Raw genomic sequence first — 15,556 nt, 5'->3', positions numbered from 1 at the left:
AGGCAATAAAAAACATCATTGCGAATGAACCTATAGCAATTAATACATTTACATATGACAGCAATTCACTCGCTCTTTTCCATCCTTCTAAATAGACCCATGACAAAAGTAAACATACCTATATTAGCAAACACACTTGTTAACAGCTTTCCTACCCAATCTTCCTTCTTTGCAAAGGTTGAATGTGCAATGCGAGATGATATAATTACAATAGCTATTAGACTAACATAGAAAAAAATCCATAAATCTCCAATATATCATTTGGGTGCAAAATCCATTAGATACATCCTTCACTTTGCATGAAATCTTCAATCTTTTTCCGTACTACTGCTGGGGAAATTAGTTGAATATGTTCCCCTTTATCGTCACATGTAAAAATTCCTTTGAAAACTTCAGGCATAGCGTCGTACTGTTTTTTTAACTGTTCATTAAATTTTTTGAAACAGTCATATTGATATTTTTCCAATAAATAAGGTATTAGAAAAGATGAACGCAAGATTTCGTATTCCTGATAATTATATGGTGTACTTTCTGGTCGCCTTTTTAAGATTTCCAACATCTTTTTCATTAAAATCGCAACTTCTTCTTCGCTTGCATAGGCAGCATATCCTCTAATCGCAGTTAGCCGCATATCCAAATATCTCTCTTTTTTATATACTTTGAGAAAAAAGTCCTTTCCGTTCTCAGGCAAGTCAAATACTATTTGTTTTAATAATACATTACGTTTAGCAATATCCTTTGTATTAAAATATGTTTCCATTATTGAATTTCTTTTGTCCATATATCACACATCCATTCCTAAGCTACGAAGTTACATTTTGTTTTTTAACAATACGGTACGAAATAGTTACTATATTTCTGTTATGTCAAGCGTACCATTTCCAACATGTCTTTACGATTTTAAGCGTTAATTTTCAATATCGTTTTTAACATAAATATCTAAAAACTTATTCCTAGGAATAACTACTTCCTATCCAACTACACTCACCCTCTACCGCTAAATTGTTGACTCCATTCCTCGTAACTTACGAATGGTACTACAACACGTGGAGGCTTCACCTCTTTGTACGCCTTATTAAAAGCTTGTTTGTAAGTTAACCCTAAATCAGACATATAAGCATCAATACGAACAGCCAATTGCTTTTGGTAGGTATCGTCCATGTAGTCTCTGCCTCATCGATACTCTGGTAACTTGCCATTCACCATATATATTTTGTGCCATCGACACTGACTATCCATCGATGCAATGCCCCATACCATAATGTTAGTAGCCTTCATTATCAGCTTTCTGACCATCTAGCTTTCTATGTGACTTACTAACCCTTGTGTCAAGTGATGACATCCAGACTTTAGTGAACCGTTTTAATTGTACTAATACTACTATCTATTGTGTTTTTCGGCGAAGAAATATTAGAATTTTTCAAAAATTACCTTCCTGAAGACGATTTCTCATATTGTGCAGTAGTTTTTTGATTAGCAGTTTAAGCTCGCTATGCTAATCTAAATAATCGAAACCGTAATAATATGTTAAGATTGGCTTATATAAAATTAAAGGAATGATCTTATGAAAAAAGCAGTCAAATTAGCTTCCTAAAATTATCTAGATTTTAAATTTTAGGAGGCTTTAGTAAGATGAAATTCAATAAAATTGATATTAATAATTGGGAACGAAAAGAAATTTTCAATCATTTCTCAAATCAACAAACGAGCTTTAGCATCACCAGAAATATTGATATTACTGAACTTTATAAAATTACAAAAGATAAGGGATATAAATTCTATCCTGTATTCATCTTTTTAATTACTCACGTGGCAAATTCAAATAAACATTTTAGAATGAACTTTAATTCTGCTGGAGAGTTTGGATACTGGGATAAGGTAGTCCCAATGTATACTATCTTTGATAAGACATCAGAGTTATTTTCAGCCATTTATACAAATACAGATGAAGGTTTTAAAAAATTTTATGAGAATTATATTTCCGATACTGAGAAGTACAATGGTACAGGAAAACTGTTTCCTAAAACACCGATACCTGAAAATGTCGTCAATATTTCTATGATTCCATGGACTTCTTTTACTGGTTTTAACTTAAACGTGAATAATAGCCCAAATTATTGTTTGCCGATAATCACTGCAGGTAGGTTTATCAATAAAACTAGTAATATTTATTTACCTTTATCCTTGCAGGTTCATCATTCTGTCTGCGATGGTTACCATGCAGCTCTATTTATGGATAGATTTCAGACTCTTGTAGAAAATAAACTAGAGTTTCTTATATAAATAAAACACGAAACACTGACTAATCTCTTTTAGTTGGTGTTTTTTACTAACCTGTAGGAAAACAGGGTAGTATATGTGCCTTATTTTGTGTTGTGTTCCTTGTATCTGATTATTGTCTTTCTGCTTTCCTTCTATATCCATTCAAGTTACTGAACAATATCTTACTAGTAATCGATTCACCAATACCAATTGAGTTCAATGCTCCTTGCATCTGCGTTTTCGCATAGCCAATCATTGTTTTAAGGTTTTCCAATTCCCTTTCAACTTTCAGGCGGTTACCCTTTTCATTTTCATACATTTCAAGTATTTATTCTTTTGTATTTTCCTGCTTGCCCAATTTAGTGATCTGTAAGAATCCCTAAACTGTTCAAACGTGTATTTCCTATCGTTCTTTATAGCGTCTGCCAGTAAAAAAACAGAATAAAAAGCCACTCAAAATGAATGGCTCAATCACAAACTTAGTATTAAATTCTCGGACTAAAAATTATTACTTATCTTACCAACAATTTTGTTAGTGGCACTACATTTATTGTAATCGCTCTAAATCCTGATATTCTTTCATATAAGGACCATCTTCTGCAACAAATGAATGATACAATGCCTTTACTGCGAAATTTTTCTCTAAACCCATTTCAGATTTTAGCTTTTTTAATTCATCATGCAATGTTCGATGTTCATTTATAAGCTTTAGCATAACTGTCTTATTATATTTCATTACATCCGTCCTTTTTATTTACAACATGAAAGCTATAATACACTATTTTCACTTATAATCGCAAGAACAGCCTTGAACACCCCCACCTCCATCGTCATTTGTTTGTTTTGGAATGTTTACATCAAGTTTCTTTATATAATAAAAACACCTCATATGAGATGTTTAGTTGCTTCAATCTAGTAAATTGTATAAATTCTTCATAAATCTATATTACTGTCCTAAAATCTCCTGGATAGATTGTTCTAAAATATCCATAGCCAGTTCTAATTCATGTTCCTTAATGATAAGTGGTGGAGTGAGAGTAAGCACATTTCCTTGGGATACTTTAAAGCTTAATCCCTTTTCCATACATTTATACATTACTTGCTCTGCTTCAGATATAGCTTTTTCTTTCGAATTTCGGTTTAATACTAATTCTACTCCGTATAAAAGACCGATTCCTCGAACATCCCCTATAATTTCATACTGTTCTTGCATCTTTTCAAGACGTATCCTCATATAATTTCCTAATTGATTAGCCTTATCAATTAATTTAAACTCCTCGATATAATTAAGAGTAGCCAATGCTGCTGCACAACCTAATGAACTTTTTTCATGAGTGTAATGACCAAGTGCAATATCTTGGGCAACATCAAGTTCTCCTTTTACCAGCATCGCTGCCATTGGAAAAACGCCTCCACCCAATCCTTTTCCCAATAATACAATATCTGGAATAACTCCAAAGTTTTCAAAAGTGAACATTTTACCTGTTCGCCCTAAAGCTGTTGGAATTTCATCAAAAATCAATAATATATTGTTTCTATCACAAATATTACGTAAACGTTGATAGTACTCTTTTGGTGGGATATGCACGTCTGTACAACGAACAGGCTCTAAAATAATTGCACCGATTTCATTTTCTCTTTCAAGTATATACTCAAGATAGTCAAGAGATTTAAATCTACCATTGTCATCATCAAACAAACCACGATATGAATTGTAAGGAGCAATATGCTGACTCCCTGGCATTAAAGGACCCATACCGTTACGGAAAAGTGCTTCTCCTCCAACTGAAATAGCGTCTAAAGAAGCACCGTGAAATGAATCCCACATAGATATAGTTTTAAATTTGCCTGTTACCTTTCTAACAAGTTTTAAAGCCATTCCAACAGCTGAAGTTCCCCCAGGAGACAACAGTACTTTATTTAAACTTTCTGGTGCAATATCAACTAATTTTTTTGCTAGCTGGATCGCAACTTTATTTGTATAACGTCTTGGTGAGAATGGAAGGATATCTAACTGCTCTTTTACTGCTTGAATAACATATTCATTACCATAACCTATTTGATGAACATTATTTCCATGAAAATCCATATACTTTCTTCCATCTATATCCTCTATGTAAATTCCATAGCTTTTTTCAATAATATTTAAACAAGGAGTAGAAAGAGATTGATGTAAATAATACTTGGAATCATCGTTTAAAAGCTCAAATGATTCTTTGCTCAAGTGTTTTCCTTGCCATAAAGTACGAGTTTTTGTTAAATTAATGTCCCCTTCTGTTCTTAAAACTTCAATGTTTTTTTCCATTATTTCTTCTCCTCTCATTATAGGTAATTAATTTTTTTACTTAAACAAAATAACATTTGTTTTTTAATTAGATATTAATATCTTGTAAATCTTTTCACCCAATAACATTTAGACGTAGTTGTTGTGAATCAATAATAATAATCTATGCTCATAGAACACCGTCGAATCAAAGGGGAGGAAAAATTTGGTCGAATTTCCAAATAAGAAAGTAAAGTTCCCTGAGCACTAGCTTCAACTTTAAGCATTGGTAATTATTTGCTCTCAAAACCACACCAAACACTGACCTCTCGACTCGAAGTGTTTTGGCTGTATGACGCAGTTTTCAAAGCAAAAGAAAAAGCCTCCATCCTAAGATGAAAGCTTAAATATTATAGTAATCCTCTTGGCAAGAGCTCACTTGTAACTCGTGATAGAGCGACACCACGTTATATGTCATGCTCCAAACAGAATTATGGAGTGCAGGTCGATCGTTGGTCTGTCTTTCCCTAATATTGAGGTTATTGAAAATACCACATGACCTACCTCCGAGTTTACATCCTATTTTTCTTATTACAAAACATGCTGCAAGTTTTGCATTTGTTCAAAACATTTTATTAAAGCATTCATTTATAACAATTGCGCCTATCTTTTTGAATCCCACATTTAATCCTCTAAATAATCAAACTTTCTCGCGTGTTCTACTTCCTGAATGGAAACTTGACGTGTTAATTCATCTGTTTCAGAGATATGGTATGAATCCCATTCGTCATTAACGGCAATTTCTTCAGGATCTTCATATAATTCATCATAATTTTCAAAATCTCCTTCAAAATCGGAAGGTGTTTCAGAAGTTCCATATTTTGCTACAACTTGAAACATATCTTCATAATCATGAATATCATCCTTGTCATCACGGCCAGCAAAAGAATTGTCAACTGGAGGAAGCATCACTTGCTCTTCAACCGGTCGATCTGTTGGAACGTCTTTTGCAGTATGTTCAATACAAAAAGAGGTATAAGGCAGTGCCACCAATCGATCATATGGGATATCTTGTTGACAAACTTCACATACGCCATAGGTACCATCCTCAATCTTTTGTAAGGCCGTATTTACTTTTGCTAACTCATCATTGTCATGGACTTTTAACGCCATATCTTTTTCACGCTCGTATAATTCGGTACCCAGATCTGCTGGATGATTATCGATTGTGGACAACTCATCAACAGAATCCCGTAAACTACCTCGTTCTAAATATTCATCATCTGTATCCATTCTTCGTTGGAGCGAGTGTTTTTGCTCAATTAACATATTTTTTAGCTTTGATATCTTCTTCTCATTTAGAATAGTCATCACGTCCTTTTCATTATTATGAACGAATTTGATTGAATTATTTGTTTTAAAGGATAAATTTAAAGACAAAAACGAAACTATATTCTTTGATAAATATGCTATATATAATTAGTTTAGCGTGCGATAAGGACATATTAAATCCGCATGTTTTTTATGCCCTTTTAGATTGTCCTAAAAGTTATTGCCTTCGAATAAAATGCAATTACATTTGATTATTGGAGGCTATTTTATGGATTCTATATTTACTTTTATCTTTTTAGGCATATCAATGGCTGCAACAATTGGACCTGTTAAGACTGTCCTATTGAATACAGGTTTAAAAAATGGCTTTTTTCATGCATGGTTTTTTAGTCTTGGTGCCATAGCGACTGACATTATCTATATGTTTATCGTATATTTTGGAATTGGCCAATTTATCAATTCCATCTGGTTAAAAACAATCCTTTGGTCCTTCGGCTGTTTTGTTCTTTTGTACACCGGTATCGAAAATTTACTGTCGCTACATAAAATTGAGATGGATTCGAAAACAGGGAAAAGGACACGACTGAGACAATCCCTCATGACTGGATTTTTCATGTCTTTTTTGAATCCGCTAACCATCCTTTTCTGGCTGGGAATATACGGCTCCATACTCGCAAAAACGGCTGGTATCTCAACAGGGTATGAAATCATTTTGGTGAGTATTGCCATTTTAATGGGCATTATTTTTGTAGATTTTATTTATGCCTTTTTATCCAGTGTCGCTCGAAAATTATTATCTATACAGCTTTTGAAAACGGTCTCTTTTATCTCAGCCTTATTAATGATTGGCTTCGGGATCTACTTTGGGATGCAGGCTTACCAAGTGTTATTCCAATAAACTCACCGACAGCGCATAAAATAAACACGAAAGGAAACCATACCTTTAAAAGAATATTAGTCGAGGTGTGGTAATGGACCAAGAGAAGGTTAATGTAAGTGTCTGGTGTATTGTAAGTTTGACTTCTATTCCGCTCATCATGACACTTGGAAATTCAATGCTTATTCCCGTGCTCCCTATACTGGAGGATAAGGTCGGGATCACATCATTTCAGTCGAGCATGATCATAACAAGCTATTCAGTCGCAGCTATTTTTCTGATCCCCGTAGCTGGCTATTTATCGGACCGCTTCGGCAGAAGAATGGTCATATTACCAAGCTTAATATTAGCTTTAATCGGTGGTCTGATTGCTGGATTTGCTTCATGGAAAATGGATGACCCCTACGCAATGATTATCGCTGGAAGAATTATTCAGGGAATTGGGGCCGCTGGTGCAATGCCAATCGTATTGCCTCTTGTAGGTGACCTTTACCAGGATGATGACGAAAAAATAAGTTCTACATTAGGGATAATTGAAACGTCTAATACGTTTGGGAAAGTGTTAAGTCCCATTTTAGGATCAATATTTGCTGCGTTTTTATGGTTCCTTCCCTTCTTTTCCATTTCAGCGCTTAGTTTGATTTCGATTGTACTTATTTTTTTCTTCGTTAAAGCTCCTAAAGATGATGATGAACCATTGAAGCTCAAAGAGTTTTTACGGAATACAAAAAAAGTTTTCAAGGAGGAAGGTAAATGGTTATATACCGTATTCCTTAACGGGGTCCTTGTGATGCTCATATTATTTAGTATGCTATTTTTCTTGTCAGAAAATCTGGAAAAAGTTCATGATATAAAAGGGATTAAAAAAGGGTTTGTCCTGGCCATCCCACTTTTATTACTTTGTATAGCTTCATTTATATCTGGTCGAAAAATTAAAGGAAACATAGGAAGGATTAAAAAAATAATCATTGCCTCCTTGATTGCAATGTCTGTCAGTATTGTCTTTGTTGGGTTTACAAGTAAAAAACTGATTCTTTTATTAGTAGTTACGAGTATAGTGGGGATTGCTATTGGTGCACTATTGCCCGCACTTGACACAATTATTACTGACAATATTAGAAAAGAGTTAAGAGGAACCGTATCCTCTTTTTACAGCTCAGCACGATTTATAGGCGTTGCAGCAGGCCCTCCTATTATGTCTCTCGTCATGAAAAATTATCTCAATGCCAGCTATATTACGGCAGGTGTATTAGGATTTATTCTCCTGTTTGTTGTCTTAAAGTTTATCAAAGTAGAGGATATTGAAAAAAACAATGAAATGGCATAAAAATAAAGAGCTTTAGACTGAATGACCTTATTTGAAAGCACATTGTTTATCCAGATCTCATACTAAAATAATTCCGCTTAAAAATACTTTTAGAAATAACTTATAAGAAGTAGTCTCTCGGCTACTTCATCATTTGTTGTCGTACTGGATAATTTCATGAGCTTCCAATAGCGCGTATGCTATCCCATCAAGCAATCTCTGAAGTACTTCAACCTCTCAATCCCCATGCACTATCGAAATTTGCTTTTGCACCTTTTCCTTAATTCGATAATTTAATGAATATATACGACATTGTAATTCCTGTATACAACGGTTGTGCCCACATGCCTTTGGTAATGTTGATTCAATCACTCCAATTTAGCTATTGTTATCAGCTTTCGTTATTGGCTACCTTGCTTCCTCGATTGTTTCAGCCATCTTTAGTAACTGTAACTGTTGTTTGCCCTGTTACATAGTTTCGTCCTCCTAAGTTACGATATACTACGTTTACTAGATTGACTTTAAAGGCATCAACCAATTCGAGCTGTAGCGTCTGCAAACACTACGGCTTTTTTATGTATCTTTAATTGCAAATTAATAATTGAGTGTATCTCACACCCTTATTCGTTTGTGGTGCTAGTTGACCGTCACGGCCTCTCTCATGTTAGAGTCACTACCAATCCAGTGACACTAGTTCACTAGTTTCTTTCCTCAGATTGTTCAATAGCTCCACTATTCGATGTTCTACTAAGGTGCTATGTCATGAGATATAGGTTAACCTTCACTTACATACTTCGCATTACTTACTAAACCAATCCACACTTTTCTTAAATTTATAGATATGATTAATAAGACTAGAGAGTATACAGAATACTTCATACTATGAAAATATAATCTGCAGATTATACAAATTTTGTTTATTTGGAGGTGAAATAAATGAGTTTAACTACTGGCCCAATTGAAAATACAGGAAATCAACCAGCTAATGCAGCTAGTGTTCGTGTCAAAATTCTTAACCTTACGGGAGGTTTATTAACTGGCGTAGTAAGAGTTTTTCGACTAGATGGGTCAAGACAATTATTATCAACAACTCCTTTTGCCGCTATTGCGAATGGTTCTACCTTTGTAACGCCTGGTGTAGTTGGAGCTCAATATGAAGTTGAAATTATTCCAAATCAAAATGGTGGAATATATAGTGTTTATGGACGAACAGCTTCAGGTGTAATTATTGCTGCCCAACGGTTTGTGAACTCAGAATTAACACAGATTCTTTAGAATTTAATGTTAAGATTATAAAAGCCCTATACCAGTGTATAGGGCTTTCCATATTCATTCATTTACCTCCAGCTTATCACTCCTTACAGCACATTTTCTTTCTGACATGAACTTCAAATTGTCCAGCTAATCCCCATTCATATCCGAAATTGTAAATCTATCTCACCCTACTATTAGCTTCTAATGACTTCAGACCAGAAACTATTTTTCACTCCCCCCTCCTTAATGTCCAAACAACTGGATTTGATATGAATAAGATATTTAGAGAATTGGAGGTGAATATAAAATGGCATCATTTGAAATTGGGGCAAGAGGTCTTTTCAATTTTCGAAACGAACGCTTTTTCGTATTAGTTGAAGATGAAATTACAATTCCAGAAAAAGGTGTGGAGATTGATCCAGTTAATATCTATGAGATTGACCAACAAACTTTTGATTTTATCAGAGATGAAGGAGATACACCTTTAGTTGTACCACGTTTCAATCTTCCTCCTGTACCACCTGGATTTGAATTAGAACGAAAATGTATTTTTACAGTCGATAATTCATACTTTGTGATCTATGAATTAGAAAATGGCACTGATAACTTTGTTATTTTAAGAATCAGTGCAGCTTTATTTAACTCATTGAGAAATTCTGGTGTTCGTGAATGTATTCCTCAAAATTTTATTAATTAATAAAAAAATTATTATATTTATAGTAATGTTCAGCAAGAATCCTCTTCCTTGCTGAACATTTTATTCAAAGTGTACAGTAAAGTTTCTTTGTTTTTATGACACTCACCAATAAACATAGAATAGGTTAACTAAAAATACATTTTGTGTTAACCTATATACATACCATTATTTGGAGGTGTGTGTGTTGACTGACAAAAATAAAATATTACTTAGTTCGGTTGGCAGTTTGGCTTTATTTACTTTAGGAGGATACAGGATATTCACTAACAACTTAGAAGTTATGTCCATACTAGTAGCCTATATTTTCTTTATTTGTGGAGTTATAGGCTTTGTTTTTAATGTAGTAAGGTTGTCAAAAACTCCACGTACTTAGCATTGCTTCGTTGCAATGCTTTTTTCGTTTCCCATAGTCATTCATTCTTTCATCTGCACAAAATATTGATTTGGTCGAGTTTTGATCTAAGGAAATTGGAACGTTGAAAAAAAGAGGGATCCTTTTCTTGATGGTTAAGATAAATAGTGATTTTTCTAATATATTCACTACCATCTAAACTTCTATAAATCCTTTTAAGTGGGGTATACTTATAAATAGTTTTATACATTAAGCATGAGTAGTTACTCTTATAGATACAATGCGTCCCTCATTTACCTCCAACTGAAATAATTGTATTGAAAGAAAGGTTGGATGCTAATCTTTGATAAAAAGAAACTGCTTTGGGAGTGGAGTAAAAATTAGTGCTTATTTAAATAAGGGGATGATAGATTGAAATATATTTCTGCTTTGATTGGATTTATTTTTATTTCCTTTGGCTGTTTACTAATGAATATCACTGAAAATGGAGAGACATTTACAAATGTAACATTAAGGATTTCAGGGTTCTTTGCTTTAATTATCGGTTTAAAATTTATTTTTCCTAATATGGGCTTTATAAAAAGTAAAAAATAACCAAGTAATCATATGGACACTTGGTTATTTTTTGTTTAATGAACAACTTTTCAGTGTTATAGGTTAATTAGCAAACAACCCAGCACCAAATCAATATAGACTAGTGCTGGATTGTTTTTTAGATACTACTTAAATTCAATTTCCTCTGCCGAAGCCCCTTTAGTATACGTAATGGTCGCTCCATCAGGTAAATTTCGTATTTCTTTTACATTTTTTCCTTCGATAATAATTTCACCAATTTTCGTACCTTTAAAGTCAATAATCGCATTTCCTTTTTTTGGACTAATCGTTACTGTTTTATCCGCAAATCCTTCCCCATGGAATTCAGCATATTGACTAAATACAGCAATTCCATTTTTAATATTTGTATTTTTCCCTAACGATAGCGAAATGCTTGGGCGATTCATGATCAGTTTACCTGTTTTGTAGTTATCAAAATTGTATACATTTTCAGGTGTTATTGGTGTTGGTATTTCCTCATTGTCTGCTTTCAAATCAATTTGAACTAATACTGGGTCATGATCTGATGCACGGCCTTGTGCTTCTGTAAAGTTCGCATTTATATGAATCAAGTCAATTTCTGTAACGTCAGCAAGCTTATTCGAAACTAAAATATGATCCAACACTTGATTGTTTCCTTGGAAGAAGTACGTAAAACGATCTTGCTCCGGGGCCTTATCTATCATATTCGTTAAAACATCACCCTTTAACGTTTGAAGAGCTGGTGTGAATTCAAAGTCATTCATGTCCCCTGCTACAATGATATTTAAATCTGGATTAATGGCAAGTCCTTCATCGATAAAATCATTGATGGCTTGAGCAAGCTGAATACGTTTCTTTACTGATTCTAGCACTGGTGGCTGAGTTGGTCCCCAAAGTGAACCATCTCCACCTTTAGAGTTTAGGTGAGCTCCGATAATCACTACACGTTCTTTCTGGAATTCAAATTCGGCTGCAATTGGTTTTCGTGTATCTACAAATTTTGATGGATCAACAAAGCCAGGATTTAAAGCGAGGCTTCCATCTGCTGTCCACGTATTGGTTTGGTCACCCATCCCTTTTATACCTGACACTAATGAAACACGTTCTGGATTATATAGGTAACCTACACGAATATTACCGCCAGGTGCACCACCTACTGTATTGTTAATTGGCATGACATCAATCCAATCATACGCAGGACCACCCGCAGCTTTAATTGCATGAATTAATCGCATATAGCTTTCCGATGCATCCGCATTTCCTGAATCAGTTTGTCCATCATTATCTTGAACTTCGACTAATGTAATAATATCTGGTGATTTCATATTATTCACAAATGTCCCTGCAATTCTGGCTACTTTTTCGTTTGATGTATTGGCAGGATTATTTGAAAAGTTTTCGATATTATAGGAAGCGACATTCAACTTGTCCGCTACTGGTTCAAGATGCGTCACTTCTTGCTGAAGATTCGCTTTTGTCACTTCTGGGAAGACTTTATTTGTGTTCAGTCGATAGCCATCTGTAAAATTCTCTACAAATCCGATAAGTGCATCATTAAAACGATCACCTGAATCATAATTTTTACCAGCTACCCCTTCAAGCATAATTTTTTCTGGGTTATAATCATCGGCCGCTATATTTAAACCACCATTCACATTGAATGTATTATTAGTTGTGCTCGGTACAACAATTGGAGAATCGTTATTATAAATCGGTCCTATTACTCTCGCATCCGGGAATGATACCAGCATATACTCGATAGATTCCCAAAAATCGATACCATCTTCTTGTGGGTCAAAAATTGCAAAACTATCATTATCGATAATTTTATTTGGTGGCAACAGATCCTCCCCTATCACAAGGGCTTCTGGAATTCCTGCTGTACCTGTTTTTGTAATATTTGTTGCTGCAATTTGTGTATCTGTCAATCGAGAGTTGCCACCTGCCTCTACTACATTTCCTGAAACGTTAATAGCGTCCCCTACTGCTACATTATGTCCTGTCTTATTTACTTTGATAGCAGTTGATTTTACGCCATCAAATGACGACTCGTTTTCTTGCATAATAAAGCTAGTTGAATTTAAAACGAATGTTACAATTCCTGCCACATCATTTACTGTTAAATCGACATATGGTGATTTATGGCTTGCCCCTTGAATATCGCTAATCTTGGCATTTTTAGTATCAATAATTTCATAAACAAATGTAGCAATTGCACTGTTCGTTAAACCTTCTTTCACTGCAATCGCTTTAAGCGTCATTGGTTTATTAACAAGGATTTCCTCTGTATACTTTGCACTAGCTGTTGTTGGCGTTGAGCCATCCACTGTGTAATAAATCGTTGCTCCTTCAGTCATTGTAGAAAGGGAGACTTTCGTGCCAGCTGTTACGCCCCCGACGTGAGAAGCTTTGATATCCTGCACCTTTGTTACATCTTCAATAACGCGAAGAGGGAGCAATTGATGGTTTGTATATTGACCAACAATCCCTGTAATTTCCCCATAAGTTTTTCCACTCACTAAACCAGAATCTCTTGTTTTATCGTAAATAGCAAATGGGCCTACTTCGTCAGTACCTGTAAAGTTTTGACCCGAACCAGTAACGGTAACATTTTTAATTGTAACTAGTTTCGATTCATTGTCTTCCGCTACCTCATTACTTTTAATAAGATGTGGCTCTGGTATTGTCGAAGGAACAGGCATACCAACAAGTGAAATATTCGTTAATTGCTTTAGACCGCTATATTCATCTACTCGTCCTTGCACCGTCACTCGATCACCGACATTTGCGGCAAGACTATCCACAGGATAGATGGCTATCGCCGCCCCATCTTCATCTTGAATGTGTGCTGTAGCCGTTTCTAATTTTGCTGTCACGATCCCTGATACGATAACAGTTTGCCCGATTTCTTTATTACGAGCTTCCGTAATGGATATAACAGTTGGCTCTTCTTTAACTGTATAATTAAAGGAAGCAATGTCACTATCGTCTAGGCCTGTTGCAGTAGCAAATGCTTTTATAGTCATGGCTTCATTTACAACAATCCCCGCTGCTGCATCATAAACCTCACTAGCTACTGACGGTTCAGAACCATCGATTGTGTAATAGATGGTTGCATTTGGGGTATTTGTAGACAATGTTACTTTCGTTCCTGCATAAACTTCGCCTGTTGCTGGTAAAGCCTTAATATTCTCTACTTGTGTTGGCTCATAGTTTGATACTAATTGGAAGCTTTCCGCGCTTAACGTTTTTAATTGATAGGTCCCGTTAAAAATTGACGCAATCCCTGTCACTGTGATGACATCATTGTTATTGAAGCCATCTGCTTCAAACTGAGAGAACTGATAGCCTGTACGGTTATCATGGCGAATTAACAGCTCGTTATTTGCTGCATCGACTGCTTTAAATTCAAATGTACCATACGTACCAGATGGCGCTAAATCTTTAATCTTCACATTTTCAAGTGTGATTAATCTTCCTTGTGTGCTATCATCCGCAATCGGTAAATTTACTGTCTGCGGTGTAGGTGCCGTCCCTGTAGAAATCCGTTCAATTGTCGGTGTATTAAATTGAACTTCTCCACTATATAAACTAGTTTTCCCTGTGATGCTGACAATATCTCCAACAGCTAAGCTCCCTGCTTCTGCAGAACTAGAGAAGACATATACCCCTGCTGTCTCATCCTGAACATAGAAGGCCTTGCCTCCCCAGCTACCAGGTGTTGTCGTAACCGTCCCTTGAATTTGAACTGTGCGGTCTGTTCCAACAGCTACACGAGCTTCGGCAATTGTTGCTGTCTCGGGAGGATTTGGTTCAGTAGTATCGTCCCCAACAAACTCCATTGAAGTTGGTGATTTTAGCCCTGCATGGTTGCCAAAATATTTTTCCAGTGAACCTGTTATTCTAACTTTTTTCCCAAGATTACTTGGGTTAGTAAATAATCCGAAATTGGCTCTATAGGAGCTTGGTAATTGAATATACAGCATTTTCGTGACATCTGTTTCATCTGGTGTATCAGCGATCGCAATATTTGTGTCACTTTCTGCTATCACAGAATAAGAAGTTTCACTTTTGGCGAACCCTACTATATATCCCTCTACAGTAACATTACTCTTTACTGCGGTTGGATCAAATTGATTGACCGCTTCCCCCACTCCAATTGCTTCTGTCGTTTCGGCCTTTACAACTGTGAAGTAAGGTGAAATCATAGAGATTACAAGTAAAAATGATAACGCTATTTTGGTAACGACATTACATTCATATTTCTTCATTCGCTTAGCTCCTTATGATTTTAGTCTGAATAATCTTTTCCTTAGGTTTTACATGGAAGTTATTATTCAATTACTGTGTTCCCTACAATGGTTAACCCATCTAAAGAGAGGGCTACATTCGGCGCATAAATGATTAAATCCCCCGAAATAGTACCTGTACTACCAGATGGCATTAAAGAAATTCGTATTAAAGCTTCTCCAAAATACAGATGATTAGTTTTTTTCGGGTTTAAATATACCCATCATGGCACGATCATTAAATTATTAATCTTTTTATAAAATTGTGACGAGCGCTGTACATCCTTGTAATCGGTGTTACTACAACCGCTGAAGCTGTTAATGCGTTCAAATACTTGGATTTCCCCA

Annotated in this window: 14 protein-coding genes; 6 read left to right on the top strand and 8 right to left on the bottom strand. The window is 35.2% G+C overall.

Going from position 1 to position 15,556, the window contains the following annotated elements:
* Positions 1-277: 277 nt before the first annotated feature.
* Together ACMGGO_RS09580 and ACMGGO_RS09575 are read right to left on the bottom strand one after the other, a co-directional pair.
* Positions 278-781, bottom strand: coding sequence for a hypothetical protein (locus ACMGGO_RS09580; RefSeq protein ID WP_281216338.1), 504 nt, complete (start codon positions 779-781; stop codon positions 278-280).
* Positions 782-984: 203 nt separating this feature from the next.
* The gene (locus tag ACMGGO_RS09575; RefSeq protein ID WP_197078715.1) at positions 985-1,161 is read right to left on the bottom strand and encodes a hypothetical protein; all 177 of its coding nucleotides are present in this window, start codon (positions 1,159-1,161) and stop codon (positions 985-987) included.
* Between the two features lie 471 nt (positions 1,162-1,632).
* Between ACMGGO_RS09575 and catA the strand changes: the two genes are divergently transcribed.
* The gene (gene catA / locus ACMGGO_RS09570; protein WP_420281830.1) at positions 1,633-2,283 is read left to right on the top strand and encodes a type A chloramphenicol O-acetyltransferase; all 651 of its coding nucleotides are present in this window, start codon (positions 1,633-1,635) and stop codon (positions 2,281-2,283) included.
* A gap of 109 nt (positions 2,284-2,392) precedes the next feature.
* On the opposite strand, the gene ACMGGO_RS09565 is transcribed toward catA, so the two are convergent.
* The 4 genes from ACMGGO_RS09565 to ACMGGO_RS09550 all read right to left on the bottom strand — a co-directional run bounded on the left by ACMGGO_RS09565 (position 2,393) and on the right by ACMGGO_RS09550 (position 5,890).
* A complete protein-coding gene (locus ACMGGO_RS09565) occupies positions 2,393-2,536 on the bottom strand; it encodes a hypothetical protein (protein ID WP_420281829.1) in 144 nt (47 codons plus the stop codon).
* Between the two features lie 273 nt (positions 2,537-2,809).
* Complete coding sequence (locus ACMGGO_RS09560) at positions 2,810-2,998, bottom strand: hypothetical protein (protein WP_054550360.1); 189 nt, start codon at positions 2,996-2,998, stop codon at positions 2,810-2,812.
* Between the two features lie 210 nt (positions 2,999-3,208).
* Complete coding sequence (gene pbfA / locus ACMGGO_RS09555) at positions 3,209-4,567, bottom strand: (R)-1-hydroxy-2-aminoethylphosphonate ammonia-lyase (RefSeq protein ID WP_420281828.1); 1,359 nt, start codon at positions 4,565-4,567, stop codon at positions 3,209-3,211.
* 642 nt (positions 4,568-5,209) lie between these two features.
* Positions 5,210-5,890, bottom strand: a complete 681-nt coding sequence (locus tag ACMGGO_RS09550; protein ID WP_374805974.1) for a TraR/DksA C4-type zinc finger protein — start codon at positions 5,888-5,890, stop codon at positions 5,210-5,212.
* A 235-nt stretch (positions 5,891-6,125) separates the two neighbouring features.
* On the opposite strand from ACMGGO_RS09550, the gene ACMGGO_RS09545 reads away from it, so the two are divergent.
* The gene (locus tag ACMGGO_RS09545) at positions 6,126-6,755 is read left to right on the top strand and encodes a LysE family translocator (protein ID WP_048392575.1); all 630 of its coding nucleotides are present in this window, start codon (positions 6,126-6,128) and stop codon (positions 6,753-6,755) included.
* A gap of 73 nt (positions 6,756-6,828) precedes the next feature.
* Positions 6,829-8,061, top strand: coding sequence for an MFS transporter (locus ACMGGO_RS09540; protein ID WP_279495210.1), 1,233 nt, complete (start codon positions 6,829-6,831; stop codon positions 8,059-8,061).
* Between the two features lie 409 nt (positions 8,062-8,470).
* On the opposite strand, the gene ACMGGO_RS09535 is transcribed toward ACMGGO_RS09540, so the two are convergent.
* Positions 8,471-8,599, bottom strand: coding sequence for a hypothetical protein (locus ACMGGO_RS09535; protein ID WP_279495212.1), 129 nt, complete (start codon positions 8,597-8,599; stop codon positions 8,471-8,473).
* Between the two features lie 377 nt (positions 8,600-8,976).
* Here ACMGGO_RS09535 and ACMGGO_RS09530 point away from each other — a divergent pair, with 377 nt between their 5' ends.
* From ACMGGO_RS09530 to ACMGGO_RS09520, 3 genes are all read left to right on the top strand, one after another.
* A complete protein-coding gene (locus ACMGGO_RS09530) occupies positions 8,977-9,315 on the top strand; it encodes a hypothetical protein (RefSeq protein WP_048392571.1) in 339 nt (112 codons plus the stop codon).
* Positions 9,316-9,601: 286 nt separating this feature from the next.
* Positions 9,602-9,991, top strand: a complete 390-nt coding sequence (locus ACMGGO_RS09525; RefSeq protein WP_048392570.1) for a hypothetical protein — start codon at positions 9,602-9,604, stop codon at positions 9,989-9,991.
* Between the two features lie 763 nt (positions 9,992-10,754).
* A complete protein-coding gene (locus ACMGGO_RS09520) occupies positions 10,755-10,937 on the top strand; it encodes a hypothetical protein (protein ID WP_115673274.1) in 183 nt (60 codons plus the stop codon).
* Between the two features lie 125 nt (positions 10,938-11,062).
* Here the strand turns inward: ACMGGO_RS09520 and ACMGGO_RS09515 are convergent, their stop codons facing one another.
* Positions 11,063-15,190 carry a chitobiase/beta-hexosaminidase C-terminal domain-containing protein gene (locus tag ACMGGO_RS09515; protein WP_305192842.1) on the bottom strand — a complete coding sequence of 1,376 codons (4,128 nt, stop codon included), beginning with the start codon at positions 15,188-15,190 and terminating at the stop codon, positions 11,063-11,065.
* Positions 15,191-15,556: the final 366 nt, after the last annotated feature.

It is taken from the genome of Lysinibacillus sp. BNK-21 (assembly GCF_048684915.1).
Taxonomy (GTDB): Bacteria; Bacillota; Bacilli; order Bacillales_A; family Planococcaceae; genus Lysinibacillus; species Lysinibacillus capsici.
The sequence above is the reverse complement of the archived record's forward strand: the minus strand, read 5'-3'. Positions and strand labels throughout refer to the sequence as shown.

What these genes read in the sequence shown, in the direction of transcription:
- ACMGGO_RS09580 (WP_281216338.1), bottom strand. Translation starts at nt 781, where the DNA reads ATGGACAAAAGAAATTCAATAATGGAAACATATTTTAATACAAAGGAT.
- ACMGGO_RS09575 (WP_197078715.1), bottom strand. Translation starts at nt 1,161, where the DNA reads ATGGACGATACCTACCAAAAGCAATTGGCTGTTCGTATTGATGCTTAT.
- catA (WP_420281830.1), top strand. Translation starts at nt 1,633, where the DNA reads ATGAAATTCAATAAAATTGATATTAATAATTGGGAACGAAAAGAAATT.
- ACMGGO_RS09560 (WP_054550360.1), bottom strand. Translation starts at nt 2,998, where the DNA reads ATGAAATATAATAAGACAGTTATGCTAAAGCTTATAAATGAACATCGA.
- pbfA (WP_420281828.1), bottom strand. Translation starts at nt 4,567, where the DNA reads ATGGAAAAAAACATTGAAGTTTTAAGAACAGAAGGGGACATTAATTTA.
- ACMGGO_RS09545 (WP_048392575.1), top strand. Translation starts at nt 6,126, where the DNA reads ATGGATTCTATATTTACTTTTATCTTTTTAGGCATATCAATGGCTGCA.
- ACMGGO_RS09540 (WP_279495210.1), top strand. Translation starts at nt 6,829, where the DNA reads ATGGACCAAGAGAAGGTTAATGTAAGTGTCTGGTGTATTGTAAGTTTG.
- ACMGGO_RS09530 (WP_048392571.1), top strand. Translation starts at nt 8,977, where the DNA reads ATGAGTTTAACTACTGGCCCAATTGAAAATACAGGAAATCAACCAGCT.
- ACMGGO_RS09525 (WP_048392570.1), top strand. Translation starts at nt 9,602, where the DNA reads ATGGCATCATTTGAAATTGGGGCAAGAGGTCTTTTCAATTTTCGAAAC.
- ACMGGO_RS09515 (WP_305192842.1), bottom strand. Translation starts at nt 15,190, where the DNA reads ATGAAGAAATATGAATGTAATGTCGTTACCAAAATAGCGTTATCATTT.